The organism is Paenibacillus daejeonensis DSM 15491, from assembly GCF_000378385.1.
Lineage (GTDB): Bacteria > Bacillota > Bacilli > Paenibacillales > Paenibacillaceae > Paenibacillus_D > Paenibacillus_D daejeonensis.
This window is the reverse complement of record NZ_KB899665.1, coordinates 89,521-108,983: the sequence shown is the minus strand read 5'-3', so window position 1 is coordinate 108,983 and position 19,463 is coordinate 89,521. Positions and strand designations below refer to the sequence as shown.

The 19,463-nt window shown below is 53.5% G+C and carries 15 protein-coding genes; 7 read left to right on the top strand and 8 right to left on the bottom strand.

Going from position 1 to position 19,463, the window contains the following annotated elements; all coding sequences use genetic code 11:
- Positions 1-196: 196 nt before the first annotated feature.
- The 4 genes from F556_RS0119205 to F556_RS0119190 form a co-directional block, all read right to left on the bottom strand.
- Positions 197-1,057 (bottom strand): carbohydrate ABC transporter permease, encoded by an 861-nt coding sequence (locus F556_RS0119205; protein WP_020618618.1) that lies wholly within the window; start codon positions 1,055-1,057, stop codon positions 197-199.
- Complete coding sequence (locus tag F556_RS0119200; RefSeq protein ID WP_020618617.1) at positions 1,051-1,971, bottom strand: ABC transporter permease; 921 nt, start codon at positions 1,969-1,971, stop codon at positions 1,051-1,053. Before F556_RS0119200 ends, F556_RS0119205 begins: the two co-directional genes overlap by 7 nt.
- Positions 1,972-2,005: 34 nt before the next feature.
- A complete protein-coding gene (locus F556_RS0119195) occupies positions 2,006-3,718 on the bottom strand; it encodes a hypothetical protein (RefSeq protein WP_020618616.1) in 1,713 nt (570 codons plus the stop codon).
- Positions 3,719-3,790: 72 nt separating this feature from the next.
- Positions 3,791-5,344, bottom strand: a complete 1,554-nt coding sequence (locus tag F556_RS0119190) for an extracellular solute-binding protein (protein ID WP_020618615.1) — start codon at positions 5,342-5,344, stop codon at positions 3,791-3,793.
- A 256-nt stretch (positions 5,345-5,600) separates the two neighbouring features.
- On the opposite strand from F556_RS0119190, the gene F556_RS0119185 reads away from it, so the two are divergent.
- A complete protein-coding gene (locus F556_RS0119185; protein ID WP_020618614.1) occupies positions 5,601-7,925 on the top strand; it encodes an AraC family transcriptional regulator in 2,325 nt (774 codons plus the stop codon).
- Between the two features lie 109 nt (positions 7,926-8,034).
- Here F556_RS0119185 and F556_RS0119180 read toward each other — a convergent pair whose 3' ends face one another.
- A complete protein-coding gene (locus F556_RS0119180; protein ID WP_020618613.1) occupies positions 8,035-8,646 on the bottom strand; it encodes a TetR/AcrR family transcriptional regulator in 612 nt (203 codons plus the stop codon).
- Positions 8,647-8,882: 236 nt separating this feature from the next.
- Between F556_RS0119180 and F556_RS0119175 the strand changes: the two genes are divergently transcribed.
- The 3 genes from F556_RS0119175 to F556_RS0119165 all read left to right on the top strand — a co-directional run bounded on the left by F556_RS0119175 (position 8,883) and on the right by F556_RS0119165 (position 11,371).
- Complete coding sequence (locus F556_RS0119175) at positions 8,883-9,419, top strand: DinB family protein (RefSeq protein ID WP_020618612.1); 537 nt, start codon at positions 8,883-8,885, stop codon at positions 9,417-9,419.
- Positions 9,420-9,439: 20 nt separating this feature from the next.
- Positions 9,440-9,961 (top strand): thiol peroxidase, encoded by a 522-nt coding sequence (gene tpx, locus F556_RS0119170; protein WP_020618611.1) that lies wholly within the window; start codon positions 9,440-9,442, stop codon positions 9,959-9,961.
- 210 nt (positions 9,962-10,171) lie between these two features.
- Entirely contained in the window at positions 10,172-11,371 is a 1,200-nt protein-coding gene (locus F556_RS0119165; RefSeq protein ID WP_020618610.1) for a MalY/PatB family protein, read from the top strand.
- A gap of 777 nt (positions 11,372-12,148) precedes the next feature.
- Here the strand turns inward: F556_RS0119165 and aroC are convergent.
- A complete protein-coding gene (gene aroC, locus F556_RS0119160; protein WP_020618609.1) occupies positions 12,149-13,204 on the bottom strand; it encodes a chorismate synthase in 1,056 nt (351 codons plus the stop codon).
- A 109-nt stretch (positions 13,205-13,313) separates the two neighbouring features.
- On the opposite strand from aroC, the gene F556_RS0119155 reads away from it, so the two are divergent.
- Positions 13,314-14,201 (top strand): LysR family transcriptional regulator, encoded by an 888-nt coding sequence (locus F556_RS0119155; RefSeq protein WP_020618608.1) that lies wholly within the window; start codon positions 13,314-13,316, stop codon positions 14,199-14,201.
- A gap of 650 nt (positions 14,202-14,851) precedes the next feature.
- Here F556_RS0119155 and rnhA read toward each other — a convergent pair.
- Entirely contained in the window at positions 14,852-15,499 is a 648-nt protein-coding gene (gene rnhA / locus F556_RS0119150) for a ribonuclease H (RefSeq protein WP_020618607.1), read from the bottom strand.
- A 99-nt stretch (positions 15,500-15,598) separates the two neighbouring features.
- Positions 15,599-16,486, bottom strand: a complete 888-nt coding sequence (locus F556_RS0119145; protein WP_020618606.1) for an ROK family protein — start codon at positions 16,484-16,486, stop codon at positions 15,599-15,601.
- 191 nt (positions 16,487-16,677) lie between these two features.
- Between F556_RS0119145 and F556_RS0119140 the strand changes: the two genes are divergently transcribed.
- Together F556_RS0119140 and F556_RS0119135 are read left to right on the top strand one after the other, a co-directional pair.
- Positions 16,678-17,448, top strand: a complete 771-nt coding sequence (locus F556_RS0119140; protein WP_020618605.1) for an ABC transporter ATP-binding protein — start codon at positions 16,678-16,680, stop codon at positions 17,446-17,448.
- The gene (locus tag F556_RS0119135) at positions 17,423-19,354 is read left to right on the top strand and encodes an FtsX-like permease family protein (RefSeq protein WP_020618604.1); all 1,932 of its coding nucleotides are present in this window, start codon (positions 17,423-17,425) and stop codon (positions 19,352-19,354) included. The genes F556_RS0119140 and F556_RS0119135 overlap by 26 nt, the downstream gene beginning before the upstream one ends.
- The last annotated feature ends 109 nt before the right edge of the window (positions 19,355-19,463 follow it).

The window sequence follows — 19,463 nt, the reverse complement described above, 5'->3', positions numbered from 1 at the left end:
ATAAAAGAATCAAGTCTAAAGTAATGATACTCCCATTATAACAGGGTCCAAAGTCCCAGGAAACCAAATTTGGAATATTTTATTTTCGCTAGTTTATCCTCCCCATCGACAAAAAGAAGCCTCCTCTCTGCCCAAAGCAGAAAAGAGGCTCTTCTCGTAATCCAATCTATCAAATTCCTCCACACACCCTCCCCACTCACCCCTTCACCGACCCCAACAACACGCCTTTCACAAAGTACTTCTGCAAGAAAGGATACACACACAGGATCGGCAGCACAGATATAATGATGGCCGACGCCTTAATGCTTTCCGGTTGGACGAGGTTGAGCTCGGAGTTGTCCAGCATGCTGTCGAGGGCGTTGACCTGGATGAGCTGGTACAGACGGACCATGAGCGGCATCAGGTTGGAGCTGGTCAAGAAGTACAAGGCTTGGGCATAGACGTTCCACAGTCCGACGGCGTAGAACAAAGATAAGGCCGCCAGGATCGGCTTGCTGAGCGGCAAGACGACTTTCCATAGGATCATCGGATCATTCGCACCGTCGATGGTGGCGGACTCCTCGATTTCCTTGGGCAGGCCTTCGAAGAAGGATTTCATGACGAATAGGTTGTACACGCTGACCAATCCCGGCAGCCAGATGGCCCAGAAGGTATCGAGAATGTGCAGATTCCGGAGCAGCAGAAACATTGGGATCAGCCCGCCGCCGAATAGCATAGTGAAGAGGATCATCAGCAAGAAAAAGCTGCGTCCCCGGAGCCGTTTTTTGGAGAGAGAGTAGGCCGTCAGCGTCGTTGCCAGCATCTGCAGGAAGGTGCCGACCACGGTAATGATGATGGTGTTGCGCATCGCAGTGAACAGCAGGCCTGACTCGAAATGCTTCGCAAAGGCTTGAATATTAAACTCGACCGGCCACAAGAACACCTCTCCCGCCAGAATCGACCGGCTGCTGCTGAAGGATACGGCAAGCACATTAAGCATGGGGAAGAGTGCCGCGAACGCGCACAGGATCAGGAACAGACCGTTCAACATGCGGGCTACCCGATTCATAGTTACCATAGTCCTCCCTCCCCCATCGACTTGATCGCTTTGTTCACCAGCAGGACGAGGATCAGTCCGATAATACCCTGGAATAACCCCACCGCCGTGGCGTAGCTGTATTGAGCGCCCAATAGTCCCATACGGTAGACGTACGTGCTGATGACATCCGCCACACTGAAGACGGCGCTGTTCTGCAGATTGAAGACCTGCTCGAAGCCGACGTCCATGACTTTTCCCATCTGCAGGATGAGCAGAATCGCAATGGTGCCCCGGATGCCAGGCAGGGTGACGTGGAAAATTTGCCGGAGCTTGCTCGCCCCATCAATCTTGGCCGCCTCATAGAGCTGCGGGTCGATGTTGCCCATCGCCGCGAGATAGAGGATGGTCCCCCAGCCTGCGGTCTGCCAGATGGAGGACAGGGTGAAGACGATCGGCCACCAGAATGGACTAGCCATGAAGTAGATCGGTTCGATGCCGAACACTTTGGACAGTACAATATTCACTAGGCCCGTACTTGGCGAGAGGATCGAGATAATGACGCCACCCAATACGACCCAGGAGATGAAATGCGGCAGGTACAGCATGTTTTGTAGCGACCGTTTGAACCAATGACTGCGGACCTCGTTCAGCAACAGTGCCAGCACAATGGGTGCCGGGAAGACGAAGAGGATACTGTAGAGGTTCAAGAGCAGCGTATTGCGCAGGATGATCCAGAAATCCCGGTCGTTGAACAAGCGGTCAAAATGCTTGAGGCCCGCCCATTCACTGCCCCAGATGCCATCCATGATCCGAAAGTCTTTGAAGGCGATAATCTCACCGTACAACGGCGCATATTTAAATAGAACGAAAAAGATGAGCCCCGGCATTAAGAACAAGTACAAATATTTATCCCGGCTAATGTCCCTCCATAAGCTCGAACCGATCCGCTTCATTGGATCACCCCGTTTCGAAGCACACCACGTGTTGTCATCCTGGTGTCACTCCCTTCACAGCTGTTCGACCTGTAAAGCGAAGCTCTGCTGCCATCGGTGTCATATAGTTGCAGATGACGTTCAAAGCAGCCGGATCCACCCTGTCATTACGCAAGCAGGCATAGCGGTGCTCCGCTCCGCCGCCTGTCACCTGGATGATGTCGTCCCCACTCCGGTAGATGAGCTTGCCACCCGTTTGATGGTAGAGATGATCCGCGAGCGGTTGACATTCCTCACCAGCCACCTCACCTGATTGATCAAAGACAAGCACGGCCTGGGCAAAAATATTCGGAAGACCATCGGAATGCAGCTGTACCGACAGTCCATTCTCCTCCAATTCAATAAGGACCCGGAGCGATAGCTTCGAGAGATGCGTTTTGTCCCGTCCGGCATAGGAGAAATCAAAGTCGGACCGTTCGCTCCGGCTCTTGTTCGCGCCCACCAACGGCCCGCGATAGGAGCCCTCTAATTCAATCGACAACTCATAGGCCCCTTCGCGCTGCTTCACCAGCTGCATCATGGGCGCTCCTGCAATTCCGAACCAGCCCAGCGACCACCTCAACCCTGTCATGCGTGCCTGGCCATATTGCAGAAACAGAAACTCGGGTTGCCCGGACACGATCGTCACACTCAGGTCACCATTTCGGTAACGCACCAGGGGCGAGCCTGCATGAAAGGAGGTGCGGACAAGCGGCAGGGCGCCTGATACCGGTGCCGTGCTCCCTTCATTCAGCAGCACCTCGTACGACACCGGGAGCGGCGTGCCCTCCACCTCATGGTTCATGACCTGCGGGAACCTCATCCAGTACAGCAGCGCGATCCCCGGATTGCTCGAATGACGGATTGCTTCGTCTGCGAGTGTCTTGAGCTCACCGTTGCCGGTACGCGCGGCCATCAGGGAAAAAGCAATATAGTACTCGTCGCTAAGATAGGACTGCTTGCCTCGGTCCTGCCGGCTTGAATATTCCGTGACGATGGCACCGTCCGGATGGAGCATATACCGCATCATCATCAAGTTGCTGGCGATCGGATCGTACAGCTCCTCATAGCCGAACACTCTCGCGGTGTGGTAGAGAAAGTTGCAGCAGACCGCGTTGTACACCGCATTACTGCGCTCTGTCCACTCTCCTGAGTCATTGATATCTATTCCCTCGGCGAGATAGCTGTCCGCACGCTCACGCAGCCGCTCGTCGGGGAAGATTTCATACAGCAGGGCCAAGGCACCACAGATGACCCATCGGTGATTGGGCGTGTGGACGCCGCCATTCAGCAAGCACGGGATCGTCTGCTGCAGGAATTGCTTTAACTGATCACAGGCTGCCCCTGCCTCAGGCGCATCAACCGACGCCAACGCGTGGTAGCTCATCGACGCGATATGAACAGCGAAGGCTGTGTCCGGTGGTGAATCGATATTACAGTTGATCAAGGACACACAGCCCGAGGGGAACTGAGAGCGCAGCAAGTACGCAATTTGTTCCTCAATCACACCGAGCAGCGCCTCATCACGATACAAGCTCGAATCCACATGGCTATACATCGGGACTGTCATCTGCAGTCCAGCTTCGATCTGTAGTGACATGCCCTCATACTGCGGGTCAGGGAATTCAAATGCCCCTCTCCAATAACTGTCGGTATCCTTAACCTGATAGGAGCGGTTTGTCGCCCAACGCTCCTCAAGCAATTTCAGCAATCGTTGTTCATCCCTCATATTTGCCCTTCCTCCTGTCTGCTTAGGAAAAGAGCCGCACATGCAATGTTCGCACAGCGGCTCCTTCTGCGGTTAGTCCAAGCTGTCTTTGTTGGCCTCATACCATTCCTGCACGAGCTCATTAATCGCTGGGCCGCCCAGGTTGCTCCATTCCTTCTCGAGCTGATCAATGCCCCACTCCGGTGTCTGCGTAGGGCCGCCCATGGTCACCTGCGTCACGACCTCGGTCCATTTCTTGCTGAACTGGCCCGACACATCCGAGAATTCATTGACGGTTGGCGGGTAAGGGAAGTCCTTGCGGTAAGGCGTCGCCTCGGAGATCTTGATCATCTCGCCGCGCAGCTCGGCTATCTTTTGCTGCACCGGATCGTCTCCCGCTGCCGCCATCAGGGATTCCGGGGTCATCGTCTCTTGATGGACAATTCGGTATTCTCCCATAAAGGAGACTTCATTTTTAAACTTTTCGGAATCGATGATCACCGCCTGGTCGTCCTGGACCACATGATGCACGCCTTCCTCGCCGTACGTCAGCGGTCTCCAGCCATCCTCAATCATCCAATCGACGAATTTGATGATCGCCTCCGGGTCCTTGGTGTCCTTATTCATAATGGATAGCAGATAATTGGGCTGTTCCTTCTGATATCCATTGGTTCCGTACTTGGTCGCAAGGGGCGGGACAGGGACCATGACCGCATCCGACTGATTCTCAAAAAACTCAGGATACGGCCCATCCAGTATCGTTCCGAACATAATGCCTGATTTCCCGGTGACCCATAGCTGCTTCTGTCTGGCGTGGTTCTGATCGGTTACGAACTCCTTGTCGACCAGCCCCTCCTCATACACTTGCTTTCGGAATGCCAGCGAATCCTCGAATCGTCCGGTAAAAAAGTTCATCACGGCCTCGCCATCTTCAAGGAACCATTCGCCGCTCCTTGCCATATACCAGTCATCGATAATGGCTCCATAGGCGGAGGACATGGCAATCGCAGTCGTGTCATTCGCGTTATTGCCATCTGGATCTCCATCCCGGAAGGCCCTTGCCACTTCGAGCAGCTCATCTACGGTGGTCGGCATCGTCAGATTCAACTTGTCCAGCCAGTCCTGGCGAATCCAGATTTGCGTCTGCGCTCTTGTCGGTCTGAGACTTGCAATGGCATACATTTCCCCGTCAAACGTCAAATGCGGGAGCAGCTCGGGATTGGCTTCCAGATAGGCCTTGTACGAGGTGCTGTACTTCTCGATATATTCATCAATGGGCTGTGCAACGCCCTGGTTGATAAAGCGCGCGAGCATGGCGCGGTCATAGGAGGTAATGACGTCTGGCGCCTGACCCGAGGCCACCATCACATTCAATTTATCCTGCTCCTGCGAGCGCGGAATCGGAACCCACGTCACATCGACGCCAGACTCCTGATCGATCCAATCGGTCCATTTGTTTTTTTCATAGGTGCCTTGATCAGCTGCCACAGCCCCGCGATCATAGATGGAAGCCGAGAATTTGGGCTGCGCCGTCTCGCCTGTACCGGCAGACCCGCCCCCGTCATTACTGCAAGCGCTAACCAGCAGCATGACCGATAACATCGAGGCAGCTACTGTTGGCATGCCTTTTTTTAGTTTCCTGTGCATCTGATGACCTCCTCAGGTAATGGAACGTTTTCCGTCAGCGTTGCCGCATCCCGATGATCAACACTATAAGGAACCAAGCGGCTTCCGGCTAGTGACAACTTCGTTTATGAGCTTACATTTCGCTGTTTTTCGGGCAATCACAAGAAATGCAACCTTAGATGAAAAATGTAACTTGCCTTGCGCAGAGCCACTTATTAAGATGAGGAGATACACAAGTCGATACGAGGGGTAACAACTCTTTGGGGGTTTCAAACGTATGAGAAGATTATCTGACCGCGTTCAGTTTGCATACATTCTTTTGTTTGTCATCATCATTTTCAGTACCGTCATTATCTCTTATGTAAGCGGTTCGCAAAAATTGGAGGACGAAGTAGTGCTCTCCAATCTCAACATGCTGGATCAGATCAACAAACGAATTGACGGGACGCTCAGTGAGATTGATCGTGCAGCAATTCATTTGATCAATACGAATGATGCCCAGTTTTACTACAACTCCCCCCGCACCCAGGAGCCCAGCTTCTTGATGCGACTGTCGGAGCTGCAGAACCAATTAAATAGTTTAAAAAGCGCCCATCCCTCCATCCATTCCATCTATCTCTACTCCAAACGCAATGATACGGTCCTGTCCGCTGACTTTCACGATCAGACGCCGGAGCAGGCCAATATGGGTTGGATTGAAAAGTTTCGCGACGCGCAATCTTATTACACCTGGACGGCTGATCCGATTGTGAGCGACCGGGATTTATCCCGACATTCACTCACCTTGATTCGGCACTACCCTGTGGCCGAGAAGCCCGAGAAGCGTACAGGCATGATTGCCTTTCATATTCAGGAGGAGAGCGTGGCCAGGCTGTTCGCGGATTTGCGTTTCAACCAGAATGGGAACGTGTTTGTCATTAATGACCAGGGCACCATCCTATCCCACAACGACAAGACCCGAATTGGTCAGAGCATCGCCTCCGACAAATACGCCGAGGACGTGCTATCCCGTAAAGACAGCGGCTCGATTCAGTATAAAAGCGGCAGCGACGCAGAGTGGGTGTTCTTCTCGGCGTCTCCCTACACAGGCTGGAAAGTCGTCTATATCGTCTCGCAAAAACAAGTGAGCGACCTATTCCTGACGATCCGGAATATCTTGATCGCGTTGGCTGCCGGTATGATTCTGCTGTCCATCGCGTCTGTCGTTTTTGTGAATCGCAAATGGTACCACCCGATTGAGCACTTCATCGATAAGATCGAACAGTTGATTGATAAGCAGCCCCAGGAATCTCGCAGCAAGGGAAGACAGACTGTCGCAGGTCTTGGGTCATTGGAAAACCGGATTCGCCATGTGATGACCAGCTATTCCGATGCCGAGCGGCAGCTGCATGAGAGTAGGCCGGCACTGAAGCTGCAGATCCTGTTCGATATCTTCACCGGGCATCGCTCGCGTTACGAGCTGGCCAAGACGTATTTTGACCCGATCGGTATTTACCTGCGCCCGGAGCATTTCCTGGTCATGACTGTGGAGCTCGACAATCGCTCGTCGCAGGATCAGAGCAAGGACATGAGTCTGTATCTCTATGCGATTTGTAATGTTACCGAGGAATTAATGCACGCAGATGAACATGCGCTGCGCGGTGCCGCCATTCAGATCAATGAATTCCAGATTGCAATTCTCATGAACTTTGAGGGCGGCCAGCCTGCTACAAACGAGTCCATTGCCTTCGCCTTCGCGCAAACGCTGCGCAATGCGGTCGATCTGTATTTTAAACGGACCATCAGTATTGGCATCGGCGGACATTATCAACTGTTCAGTGACATCAAACTCTCGTTCCAGGAATCCCAACAGATGATCCATTACAAGATGGTTATGGGGCGGAACTCGATTATCACCCGCAGGGACATCACAGACGATACAAGCGGCGTGCTGCAGGTCTACGATCTGGCGGAGAACTTGCTGGAAGCGATCAAACAAGTGAACGGTGAAAAAGCGGAGCAGGTGGTAGAGGGCATTTTCCATATCGCCGCAGACAGCAACTTTACCCATCATGGAATGGTCCAATTCGCCATGCAGCTCATCTATCGTGCCGGGAAAGCTTCAGCCGACGAGAAGGTGACCGAGTACTTGCAAGGAGAGTATGTCCGGATTGAACAGGATCTGGAGACATGCGAGACCATCGAGGATATGCAGCAATTGCTGCGTGCCATCGTGAGCCATATCATCGAGCGACTGCTGGAAAAACAGCAAACCAAAAAGCGCACCGGGGATACCATCGACCAGGTGGTGCTGTATCTGAACGAGCACTTTGCCAATCCGGATATCTCCCTCCAGTATCTCGCAGGATTGTTCAACATGAGTCAGAGCTATCTAAGCAAGTCGTTCAAAGAGCATACGACGATGAATTTCGTGGACTATATCATTCACATCCGGATGAAAGAAGCACAAACGCTGCTGCTGGAGAGTGATCTCACCATCAACCAGATCGCCAGCAAGGTCGGCTATGCCAATGTGACCAGCTTCATGCGCAGCTTCAAAAAAATCCATGGCTTAACGCCTTCGGAGTATCGGCAAACCTTTTCTTCCTCTCTAAAAAAGTAACGCCAGGACGTGGCATTCCGCCGATGTGGAAGTCCATAGTCACAAAAAAACCAGAGCCCTTATGGCTTCCCAATCGGAAGTCGTAAGGGCTTGATTGTGTTCCTATGGCTTAAGATGACGCGCCAGAAGGCGTGGAACGGCCGGACGGCCACACGGAGAGCGCTTGCCGAGCAACAGCTTCCAGCGTCTCGCGGCTGAAGCCGTCCCGGGCCTGAACAGCCATACCGTGGAGCACCGTCATCACGAATGCAGCCAGATCAGCACAGTTGGCAGTCTCCGGCAGATCTCCCTCCTGCTTGGCCCGCTCCAAGCGATCACACAGCGACGCCTCCCCGATTGCACGCGCATCAATGAGGGCACGCCGCACGGGCTCGGCATCGTCCGAGCCAGCCAGGGCGCCGTGGATACCCAGACATCCCTTGCGATCCGGGTACCTGGTATATAGTTCGGCAGACGCGCGGAGGATGTCTGCGACAACCTCCCTTGACGTTGGCTGCTTCAGCGCTTCCGGGAAGTAATCCAGGTAGTGCTCGTAATAGCGCGCCAGCGCTTGGCGGAACAGTGCTTCCTTGTTCCCAAACGCCGAGTAGAGCGCAGGTCGTTCGACACCAGCGGCCTGCGTCAGGTCGGTGTACGACGCACCCTCGTAGCCTTTGCGCCAAAACACGCAAAGTGCCGCTTCCAGTGCCTGATCCACATCAAACTCGCGTTTACGTCCCATCCGTCAGACCTCCCTTTAACGCAATATTCGCTATTCATCCCGTTGACGGATGATGTGCGTTTTTCATACTGTACGTTATCTTAACACACGTATACGGACCGTTGCCACTCCTTCGGCAAGGATCTGCGGCAGTGCAGGATGGATGTTCAAACCGCTTGACAGTGCAATCCAAATTGTGTAACAATCGTTATCGTAATAACCATTACGAAATTAAGCGAAAAGCAGGTGATCAGTCTATGTTTACCCGTTTGGATCAATTTATCGAAGAATGGAATGGGGAAGCAGCCTCCACGCAGAAGGTCCTCCACGTCCTGACGAACGAGTCTCTTCAGCAACAAGTGGCCCCCGATCAGTTCACGTTGGGGAAGCTGGCGTGGCATATGACTTTATCGGTTCATTACTTCTTGTCCGCAGCAGGGCTCGAATTCCCCGCCGAAGGCGATTGGCTGGAATTCCAAGATCAGGGCGTAGGAGGTGAGCAGCCCACATCGGCGACCGCAATTAAAGATGCCTATGCCCGAACGAGCCGGGCGATGCTGGATGCGCTGAAGACGCAATGGAGCGATACGACATTAAGCGAAACCCGGATGATGTGGGGCATGTTGGAACTACCTGTCTCTGCCGTGTTGCGTATGCTGATCCAGCACCAGACCCATCATCGTGGACAAATGTTTGTGCTCATGCGTCAAGCCGGATTGGTGGTGCCCGGCGTTTACGGACCCACTCGAGAAGAACGGCAGCAGCGGGACCAGCAAGCCCATCATACACACTGAAGAAGAAGGAGGCTCTACCCATGCCACAAGAACGTATCGGCGAAGCAACAGCGCAAGGCAATCCGCTTACCCTCATAGGACCTGAATTGAAGGTCGGCGATAAAGCGCCCGTTTTCACCATTAGCAAATCGATCATCGAGCAAGCGTCCTTGGCTGATTATCCAGGGAAAGTCAAACTCATAAGTGTCGTCCCTTCCCTCGATCATACAGGCGTCTGCGACGCTCAAACCCGACGATTTGACGAGGAAGCAGCAAAGCTTGGCGATCAGGTGGTTGTAATGACCGTTAGCGTCGATCTTCCCTTTGCGCAATCCCGTTGGCGCGACGCAGAGAGCGTCGACAACGTCATTTTCTTATCCGACTATGCTGACCGCAGCTTCGGCCAATCCTACGGCGTTCTCATTAAAGAAATTCAATTGTTGATGAGATCCGTTTTTGTAATCGATGCTAACGACACCATTCAATACGTCGAGTATGTGGGCGAAATGACAGAGCATCCTAACTACGAGAATGCCATGGCCGCCGTCAGAACGTTCATCTAATCGTTCCAATCGTTTTATAATAAAGAACAGCGAAGAAGCCCCGCTTCCCCCGCTGTTCTTTTTGCTGGAAAAGCACTGAAAACACTTCGTCTGGCTTTTTCCAAGTTGAATTGATTTTGGTACAATGTATAATACGAGATAACAAGCGGACAAACCGCACGCAAGATGAACCGACTTCATCTCAGCCTGAATTATTGGAGGAAACTGTACATGACTCACTCGTTCGATAATGTCCCTGACCGCCGCAATACACACTCCTATAAATGGGATCAATCCGCCAAGCTGTTCGGCGATCCGAATATTTTGCCGCTGTGGGTGGCGGATATGGACTTTCCCAGCCCGCCTGCTGTCACGGAAGCGCTGGTTCGTCGTGCAGAGCAAGGCGTATACGGCTATACCTTCCGTTCGGACGACTATACCGCTGCGATCACCGACTGGCTGCAGTACCGCCACGGCTGGGAGGTCACAGCTGCACAGACTACGGACGTTCCTGGCGTTGTGACCTCACTAAGCCTGTGCGTTGACCTGTTCAGCGAGCCCGGCAGTCCGGTTATTTTGCAATCGCCCGTCTATTATCCCTTCTACGACGTGATCAAGATGAACGGCCGCAAGGTAGCGAACAATCCGCTCGTGATTCGGGATGGACGATATGAGATGGATTTTCACCATCTGGAAACTCTCATGCAAGGCGGCGCCAAGCTGCTCCTGCTCTGCAGTCCCCACAACCCGGGCGGACGCGTCTGGACGCGGGAAGAGCTGGAGCGTCTCGGCCAGCTGTGTGCGCAATATGATGTGATTGTTGTCTCGGATGAAATCCATGCGGATATGGCGCTTACCGATCACAAGCATCTGCCAACCGCCACCATCTCGCCTGATCTCGCCAAGCGGACCATTACGTGCATGGCACCGACCAAGACGTTTAACCTGCCGGGTCTGCAGTCCTCGTATGTCGTGATTACGAATCCGGAGTTGAAGCGGCGCTTCGACTACAAGGTGAAGGCGCTGAGCATCCATATGATGCATTACTTCAACAACGATGCCATCACCGCCGCCTACAACGAAGGCCGCGACTGGCTGGAAGCGATGCTGACGTATGTGGAAGAGAACTTGGATTACGCGATCACCTATCTGCAGCAGCATCTGCCACAGGTGGTACCGATGAAGCCGGAAGCCTCCTATCTGCTCTGGATCGACTGCCGCGGCCTCGGTCGGGATATCGCCGGACTGAAGGACCTGATGTACAAGCAAGCGGGCGTCGCCTTCAACGAAGGCTCCGTCTACGGCGACGAAGGCTCAGGCTACCTGCGTATTAACGTCGCCTGCCCGCGCTCGATACTGTCTGAAGCGCTGGAGCGGTTCTGTCGCGCAGCCGCTGCGCTGCAAGAGGCGACGCCGGGATCCACGAGCTAAACCTGACTCACTATCGCCAAAAGTACCTGGCACACTTAGCAAAAGAACCTGCGAAACCACGAAAAGGCCAAGCCCCCGAAGCATGACTCCGGGGCTTGGCCTTTGTGGCAACGCAGGTTGTTTGTTTTTTGCTGAGACGCCGCCGTTCCACACCACACTTGAAGGTCCAGCACACGGCGGAACCACGCTCCAACGAAAGAAACTTTACTTACAGCACCTACTGCGACGTCGAACCTCTCTAACGAAAGAAACTTTACTTAGAGAAGCCCACTACGGCGCGGTAACCCCACTCTCAGTACAGAAACTTTACTTGGAAGAGCCCACAGCGTCGCGTAACCACACTCTAAATACAAAAAGTTTGGGACGGCCCATTGCGGCGCTTAACCCCGCTCTAAGTACAAAAACTTTACTTGGAAGGCCCACTACGACGCGCAACCCCACTCTAAGTACAGAAAGTTTACTTGGGAGGGCCCACAGTGGCGCGCAACCCCACTCTAAGTACAGAAAGTTTACTTGGGAGGGCCCACAGTGGCGCACAACCCCACTCTAAGTACAGAAAGTTTACTTGGAAGAGCCCACTTCGGCACACAACCCCACTCTAAGTAAATAAAGTTTACTTGGAAGAGCCCACCGCGGCGCGCAACCCCGCTCTAAGTACAAAAAGTTTACTTGGGAGGGCCCACTGCAGCGCGCAACCCCGCTCTAAGTACAAAAAGTTTACTTGGAGGGGCTACGGCGGTTAGAGGGGCCCAAAAGCCGCGCGTGCTGCCTGCCTATTTACCCATGCAGCGCCACATGGCGCTTGTAGTGGTCCTCGACGACGAGGGCGGCCATGGCTTCGACGACGGGGACGACACGCGGGCAGATGCAGGGGTCGTGGCGGCCTTCGGTGATGATGGTCTGCTCTTCACCGGCTTGGTTCATGGTTTGCTGCGGAACCGAGATCGAAGAGGTCGGCTTGACCGCGACGCGGAAGACGATCTCTGCACCCGTGCTGATGCCGCCGATGATGCCACCGGCGTGGTTGGTGACGAAGCCGTTTTTGTCCATGGCGTCGTTATGCTCGCTGCCCTGCATAGATGCAGCGGCGAAGCCTGCCCCGAACTCGATGCCTTTGACCGCGCCGATGGACAGCATCGCGCGTGCCAGCTCCGCGTCGAGCTTGTCAAAGGTCGGCTCACCAATGCCCGGCTGGACGCCGCGGATCCGGCATTCCACGATGCCGCCGCAGCTGTCGCCTGCCGCTGCCAGCGCTTCGATCTTGCTTACCATCGCTTCAGCAGCGACCGGATCGGCCGCGCGAACCGGGTTCTTCTCGATCTGCGACTCATCCACCGTCTCACCTTTAATACCGCCAATCTCGCGGGTGAAAGCAACGATCTCCACGCCGCGACGCTCCAGCAGCTTGCGAGCCACGGCTCCACCAGCCACCCGGCCAGCCGTCTCGCGTCCCGAAGCGCGTCCGCTGCCACGATGATCACGATGGCCGTACTTGGAATGATAGGTGAAATCCGCATGTCCCGGACGGTACGCATGCTGGATTGCGTCATAGGCCGAAGGACGCATATCATGGTTGTTCAGCTGAATGCACAGCGGCGCCCCAGTTGTTTTTCCCTCAAATACACCAGATACGATACGAATAACATCATACTCTTTGCGCGGTGTAGTAACTGAAGATTGCCCCGGCCGTCTGCGGTCCATTTGCTTCTGAATATAAGCCTCATCTATTTCGACTCCTGGCGTAACGCCATCCACAATGACACCGACGGCCTCACCATGCGATTCCCCGAAGGTTGTTATCTTAAATCGTTCCCCAAATGTACTACCTGCCATGCATAACGCCTCCTTTTGCTTTTCAAAGCTGTTACTAAGAAGTATAATCAATGCAGTGCAATAAGTGAAATCACAAAATTAACACTTTGTCATAGAGAGGATTTATACCATGATCAATTTGGAATGGTACCGGATTTTTTTGCACACCGCCCGTACCGGGAATCTCACGCATGCGGCCAAAGAGCTCTACGTGACCCAACCTTCGGTGAGTTATGCCATCAAGCAGTTGGAGGCAGAGCTGGGCGTGACGCTATTCCATCGGCTGTCTAAGGGGGTTGAGCTAACAGAGGAAGGGAAAGCCCTGCTGGGGTTCGTAGAGGAGTCGCTGGCCGTGCTGGATGCCGGGGAAACGAGGATTGCAGCTATGAAACGGCTGGGCGGCGGCGAGCTGCGGATCGGCGCCAGCCAATCGCTGATTAAGCATGTACTGCTGCCGCACCTCAACACCTTTCACGAGGAATATCCCGATATTCGGATCCGACTGTCCCCAGGCAAAACGAATATCATCCTGCAGCGCATCCGTGAAGGACAACTGGATTGCGGTCTTGTCCACCTGCCCGCTGCCGGGGAAGGACTGACGATACATCCGCTGGGCGAATTGCAGGATGGCTTTTTCGCAGGAGCACCCTTCCGTCATCTGGCGGAGCGTACGCTCAGCACCCAAGAGCTATCGGAGCTCCCCCTGCTCTCTTTCTCGGAGGACAGCAGCACTCGCATCTTTGCTGAGCAGTGGTTTGCGGCGGAGCATAGCGCCTTTGAGCCGGATATCGAGCTGGGCAGCGTAGAATTGCTGGCTGAGTTTGCTAGCGAAGGCTTTGGTATTGCCTTACTGACACGAGCATTTGTCCAAAAAGAACTCGCTGCTGGCCGGTTGTTCGAGCTCCAGACAGAGCGGCCTGTACCGCCCCGCGCCATTGGTCTGGCTCTGCATCATGAACGCAAGCTGTCCTTGGCTGCCCGTCCGTTCGTCGACCGGCTACTTGAAAATGCCCCTTGATTGACAGCAGTTATGTCCACAACGAACCCAAAGTTATTCACAGGTTATTCGTGGTTATCCACATAACCTGTCCGATTTATCCCCATTTCCCCAATTGTTTTCTGAAAATTATGCCCATTAAACCTTTACATCATTTATTGTTTATGAGGTGTACCATTCCAAACGATCAACTGCTTATCATTCTTCTTCTGGACTGGGGAAAACCTGTGTTATCCACAGGTTTATACACAGATCACGCTAAATTGTTCACAACTCCCCGCTATTTATTCACATTAACAATTATTTTATCCCCAATTCATTCACAATTTACGTCAAGTTATACACATACAAAAACATAAAAGCCCTGCAGCATCAAAGCTGCAGGGCCCATTATCAATGGGAAGCGAATGAAATACGTGGTCGTGCTTAACGTTCACCCGCAATCATGCCAACTTCCAGTTATGCGGGACCTTGCCGGAGAGATAGCGGAGCAGTCGTGATCTCCTCGATCTCCTTCTTGATTGAGAGTGCATAGCAATCAACAACCTTTCGGAATAACAACGCGTGCGCATCCGTTCTGTCGTCTGATTCTACTTTCCACTTCCCATCTTGATTCCTATTACCCGACCCATTGAGAGTTGAAACAGCAAGCAGAATTTTTTTTCGTATAATTATTTCCGCCCGTAATCCGCCTTAATCTCGCCCCAGACCTTCGTATGCCATTTCAGCACTTTGTTCTCATAAGTATTGGTATGAAGCCATTCCAGCGCCCGATCCACCAGCTCCCAGATCTCAGCCGTGCTGGCATCGCGGGGAAGCGTTGTCGAGACAGCTTTTTGCTTGACCCAATTGAGGGCGTTCACAGAATCGCTGTAGACGGTCTTGGTGCTCCCTTGCGATTTCAACAAAGCCAGCGCATGCACGATCGCCAGAAACTCACCCAGGTTATTGGTGCCTTTGCGGACAGGTCCTTTTTCAAAAATAACTTCACCGGTGCGTGTATCGACGCCCTTATACTCCACAGGTCCAGGATTGCCCTGGGTGCCCACGTCCACAGAGATGCTGTCGTAGTCAATCTCTCCGATCGGCTCCGATGTCTTGCGCGTACTGACGCGCTTGGCTCCGGAGCTGCTGCCTGAACCACTGCCCCAGAAGCCCTTCCAGCCCTTCTGATAGGCCTGCTCTGCTTCCGCTTTGGTAGCAAAAGATTTATATTTCGCATCGGTATAGCCGTTGACCTGCTTCTGACAATCCGGCCAGTTGGTATAGATGCCCGGCTGTTTGCCTTGCCATACGACATAATACTTGCCCTTGGCCATTATTGTCCTCCTCAAAGTTTTCTGAAAGAAAACTCACTTCGTAAGCGTAGCTTTAAGTTTTCCGAAGGAAAACTAACTTCGTAAGCATGTGCTGCTCGTCTACCTGCTGTGCGCGGCCAGTGCTTCCAGACCCAGCGCAAGCGAACCACTTAGTCCTGCATTGTCTCCAAGACCCGGAGGCACGATGTAGCTGTCGATTTGTTCAATAATTTCCGGTGCACTGACATAGCCAGCCAGATTCTTCAGCACTTCCGCATGAATCAGCGGGAACAGCTGCTGCTGATGCATCACGCCACCACCCAGGATAATTTTGCGCGGCGAGAGCATGAGAATGGCACCTGTGACCGCCTGAGCAATATAGAACGCCTCGATTTCCCAGGCTTTGTGGTCGACCGGCAGTTCATGACCCTTGACGCCCCAGCGTCCCAGCAGCGATGGTCCTGCGGTCAGTCCCTCCAGGCAATCGCCGTGATACGGGCAAAATCCGCCGTACGTGTCCTCCGGATGACGCCTGATTGGCACATGGCCTCCTTCGGGATGAACCAGACCGTGAACCAGCTTGCCCTCTGTATAGACCCCCACGCCGACACCTGTTCCAATTGTATAGTAGACACAGCTATCCAAGCCCTTGGCTGCTCCCCAGGTCACTTCGCCGAGTGCCGCAGCATTGACATCGGTATCCCAGCCAAACGGAACGGCGAACTCCTTTTTCAGTGTCCCCAAGAACGGATAGTTCGACCAACCCGGCTTTGGCGTTGTTGTCACGTAGCCGTATTGCGGACTGTTTTTATCAATGTTAATTGGTCCAAAGGTACCGACACCGATCGCCTCTACCTGCTTGTCCCTGAAATAATCGATGACCTGAGCCAATGTCTCCTCCGGCTGGCCGGTCGGAAAGCTGACCCGGTCCTCAATCTGTCCCAACTCATTGCCGATTCCGCACACAAATTTTGTGCCGCCGGCTTCAATTGCTCCAATTCGTGTCATTCCGTTCCCTCGCTATCTTGAGTTATCTTCCCCTATCAAGAGTACGGGAAAATGTACGCCAAGTAAAGCAAGTTCCGCACATGATCGGCCTCCCCTTTTAAGAAAAAATTAAGAGAAAATCGCACAGAAACTTGAACTTTGCCCTGTAGGATAAAAACATCCGCAACACAAGTTGAGAGGGGTTCTACAAGATGAATATGCTGGAAGTCAAACAGCTGGACAAAATCTATTCGGGCAAAGTTGCCACACACGCCCTGACGAATATTAACCTCACCGTAAGACAAGGACAGTTCGTAGGCATCATGGGACCTTCAGGAAGCGGCAAAACAACGCTGCTCAATATGGTCTCGACCATCGACAAGCCGAGCAACGGCGAGGTTATGATCAATGGCAAGAATCCGAATACGATGCGCAAAGGGGCCTTGGCCGAATTTCGCCGCCGCGAGCTCGGGTTTGTTTTTCAAGACTTCAACCTGATGGACACGCTCACGGTAGAAGAAAATATCGTGCTGCCGCTCACCCTGGATTACCGCAAGCTCAGGGAAATGGAACAGTTGGTCCAGCAAATGGCGTCCAGGCTGGGCATTACAAATATTTTGGGCAAACGCACCTATGAAATCTCTGGCGGCCAGCGTCAGCGTACAGCCATTGCACGCGCCATTATCGCTCGTCCCTCGCTCATTCTCGCCGATGAACCGACGGGTTCCCTGGATTCAAAATCCGCACGAATTGTCATGGAATCACTCTCCTCCATTAATGTTGAGGATGGTACAACAATTATGCTCGTCACCCACGATCCGCTGGCAGCCAGCTACTGCGATCGCATTATTTTCATCAAGGACGGCGAGCTCGCCGGGGAGATCCAACGCGGAGATAGCCGCCAGGCGTTCTATCAGCAAATTATTGACACGCTGTCATCGTGGGGAGGCCATGCCGATGAGCTTTCGTCAGTTCGCCTTTAATAATGTCCGCCGCAACTTGCGAGCTTACCTTGCCTATCTGCTGAGCAGCGCCTTTATGGTGATGCTGTTCTTCACTTATGCTGTGTTCATTTTTCATCCGACAATCCGGGAAACGGATACCGGGCCGCGGACAGCGGCGGGCTTGACCGCAGCATCAGGCATTGTGTATGTATTTGCTTTTTTCTTCGTGCTCTACTCCATCAGTGTCTTCTTGAAATCGCGCAATCGGGAATTCGGCATCCTGACGATCCTCGGAACGGCCCCGGCACAATTAAATAGGCTGATCTTCACGGAGAACATGTTTGTCGGTCTGGTTGCTATCGCGGCCGGTCTGATCGGCGGCTTTCCATTGTCCTATGCGTTCCTCGGTCTCAGTGCGCGTATGTTCGGCCAGGAAAGCTTGCCCATGTACCTTCCGGTCGGAGCTCTACTGCTGACTACGATAGCCTTTTTGATTCTGTTTCTCGTCGTTTCAGCGGCCACGCTGGTGTTCATGAGACGCAGCCAGGTGTTGGAGCTGCTCAAGGGCAGCAGCAAGCCCAAGAAGGAGCCCAAGGTATCGATTCTGTTCTCATTGTTCGGGATAGCGCTCCTGATTACGGGGTTGCTGGCACTATGGGTGCGATTGACGCCCATGTCCATTCTCGTCGCCGCTGTTACTGGGATTGCGGGAACTTATTTTTTCTATTCCCAGCTCTCCGTACTGTTCATGCGCCGGCTTCAGCGCAATCGCAGCCGGGTATGGCGTGGGGTGGGACTCCTATGGACGTCCGAGATGGCCTACAAGCTACGGGACAACGCACGGATGCTATTCCTCATCACGGTAATGACCGCGCTGGCCAGTATGAGCACGGGGATCGTACTCGCTATTGATCAGACGAACCGTCAGATGTTTGAGCGGTCTCCATTTGCTTTTGAATATACGACGTATGGCCAAAGTGATCCCGAGACCCCAGCGCTGATCCGGTCGGTGCTCGAGGAGCAGGGGGTAGCGTATACCGAAATTGAATTCGAACGGCTGTACAGTCAAATCCAACTGCCCAACGGTGAGGAATATTATATGCAGACCATGGCACACTCCGTCTACGCTGCCATCGCCGAAGCGCTCGGACTGACTCCAGTCGAGCTGACTAATGGAAGTGCGTTAGTCATTCATACGGAGGAAAGGGACACCTCGCCGCTGATGGACGGAGACAGCGTTGGGCTGGTCCATGAATTGGAAGAGTCGGTCCCTGTACAGGTGCAGATGCAGGAGCGCTTTGCTTCCCTGGTCAATCCCGGCGGCTTGCTTGTTCTTGAGGATGAGGTCTATGCTCCTGTCCTGCAAGCGATGCAGGCGGAAGAAAACATCGGTGACAATCATCTCTATTATTACTACGTCCCGGAATGGAATGCTGGTCCTCCGGATTGGAACGCTCCGGAACTGAAGCTCGGCGAGTTGCTGGTAGAACGGCTGGGCGGAGACACCTATTCTAATGACGGCTACCTGCACGCCCGCGGCCTGGAGTATGCGGAGATGCGGCAAGCGACGATGCTATTTACCTTTGTGGGGATGTTTATAGCGCTGCTATTCTCCCTCTGTTCCGCTAGCTTCCTGTACTTCAAGCTGCATACCGAGCTCGAAACCGATGCCCGTATGTACAAGTCACTCTCGCGCATCGGACTGAGCATCGCTGAGATGCGCAGCGCAGCTGTGCGCCAAATTGCTATCCTGTTCTTTGTACCGGTGCTCATTGCGGCGGTCCAGACCATGGTTGTCGTCCGGCCGTTCTTGACGGCCATCGAGATTGAGGTGTTCTTTGAGCCGGTGCTGCTCGCTTCGGGCGGGTTCCTGGCGCTTCAGACGATCTATTTCCTAATCGCACAATGGCTCTATGTCCGCTCGTTGAGCAAGGTGATGGTCTAAGCGATAGGCCGGTTCAGTCATTGGCCTGCACACACACCGATAGGAAGAACGGTGCGTTGCAGGCCAGCAAGATCGCGGTACCCGACGCTGTAGAGAAAGAAAGGTACTT

What these genes read in the sequence shown, in the direction of transcription:
- F556_RS0119205 (WP_020618618.1), bottom strand. Translation starts at nt 1,057, where the DNA reads ATGGTAACTATGAATCGGGTAGCCCGCATGTTGAACGGTCTGTTCCTG.
- F556_RS0119200 (WP_020618617.1), bottom strand. Translation starts at nt 1,971, where the DNA reads ATGAAGCGGATCGGTTCGAGCTTATGGAGGGACATTAGCCGGGATAAA.
- F556_RS0119195 (WP_020618616.1), bottom strand. Translation starts at nt 3,718, where the DNA reads ATGAGGGATGAACAACGATTGCTGAAATTGCTTGAGGAGCGTTGGGCG.
- F556_RS0119190 (WP_020618615.1), bottom strand. Translation starts at nt 5,344, where the DNA reads ATGCACAGGAAACTAAAAAAAGGCATGCCAACAGTAGCTGCCTCGATG.
- F556_RS0119185 (WP_020618614.1), top strand. Translation starts at nt 5,601, where the DNA reads ATGAGAAGATTATCTGACCGCGTTCAGTTTGCATACATTCTTTTGTTT.
- F556_RS0119180 (WP_020618613.1), bottom strand. Translation starts at nt 8,646, where the DNA reads ATGGGACGTAAACGCGAGTTTGATGTGGATCAGGCACTGGAAGCGGCA.
- F556_RS0119175 (WP_020618612.1), top strand. Translation starts at nt 8,883, where the DNA reads ATGTTTACCCGTTTGGATCAATTTATCGAAGAATGGAATGGGGAAGCA.
- tpx (WP_020618611.1), top strand. Translation starts at nt 9,440, where the DNA reads ATGCCACAAGAACGTATCGGCGAAGCAACAGCGCAAGGCAATCCGCTT.
- F556_RS0119165 (WP_020618610.1), top strand. Translation starts at nt 10,172, where the DNA reads ATGACTCACTCGTTCGATAATGTCCCTGACCGCCGCAATACACACTCC.
- aroC (WP_020618609.1), bottom strand. Translation starts at nt 13,204, where the DNA reads ATGGCAGGTAGTACATTTGGGGAACGATTTAAGATAACAACCTTCGGG.
- F556_RS0119155 (WP_020618608.1), top strand. Translation starts at nt 13,314, where the DNA reads ATGATCAATTTGGAATGGTACCGGATTTTTTTGCACACCGCCCGTACC.
- rnhA (WP_020618607.1), bottom strand. Translation starts at nt 15,499, where the DNA reads ATGGCCAAGGGCAAGTATTATGTCGTATGGCAAGGCAAACAGCCGGGC.
- F556_RS0119145 (WP_020618606.1), bottom strand. Translation starts at nt 16,486, where the DNA reads ATGACACGAATTGGAGCAATTGAAGCCGGCGGCACAAAATTTGTGTGC.
- F556_RS0119140 (WP_020618605.1), top strand. Translation starts at nt 16,678, where the DNA reads ATGAATATGCTGGAAGTCAAACAGCTGGACAAAATCTATTCGGGCAAA.
- F556_RS0119135 (WP_020618604.1), top strand. Translation starts at nt 17,423, where the DNA reads ATGAGCTTTCGTCAGTTCGCCTTTAATAATGTCCGCCGCAACTTGCGA.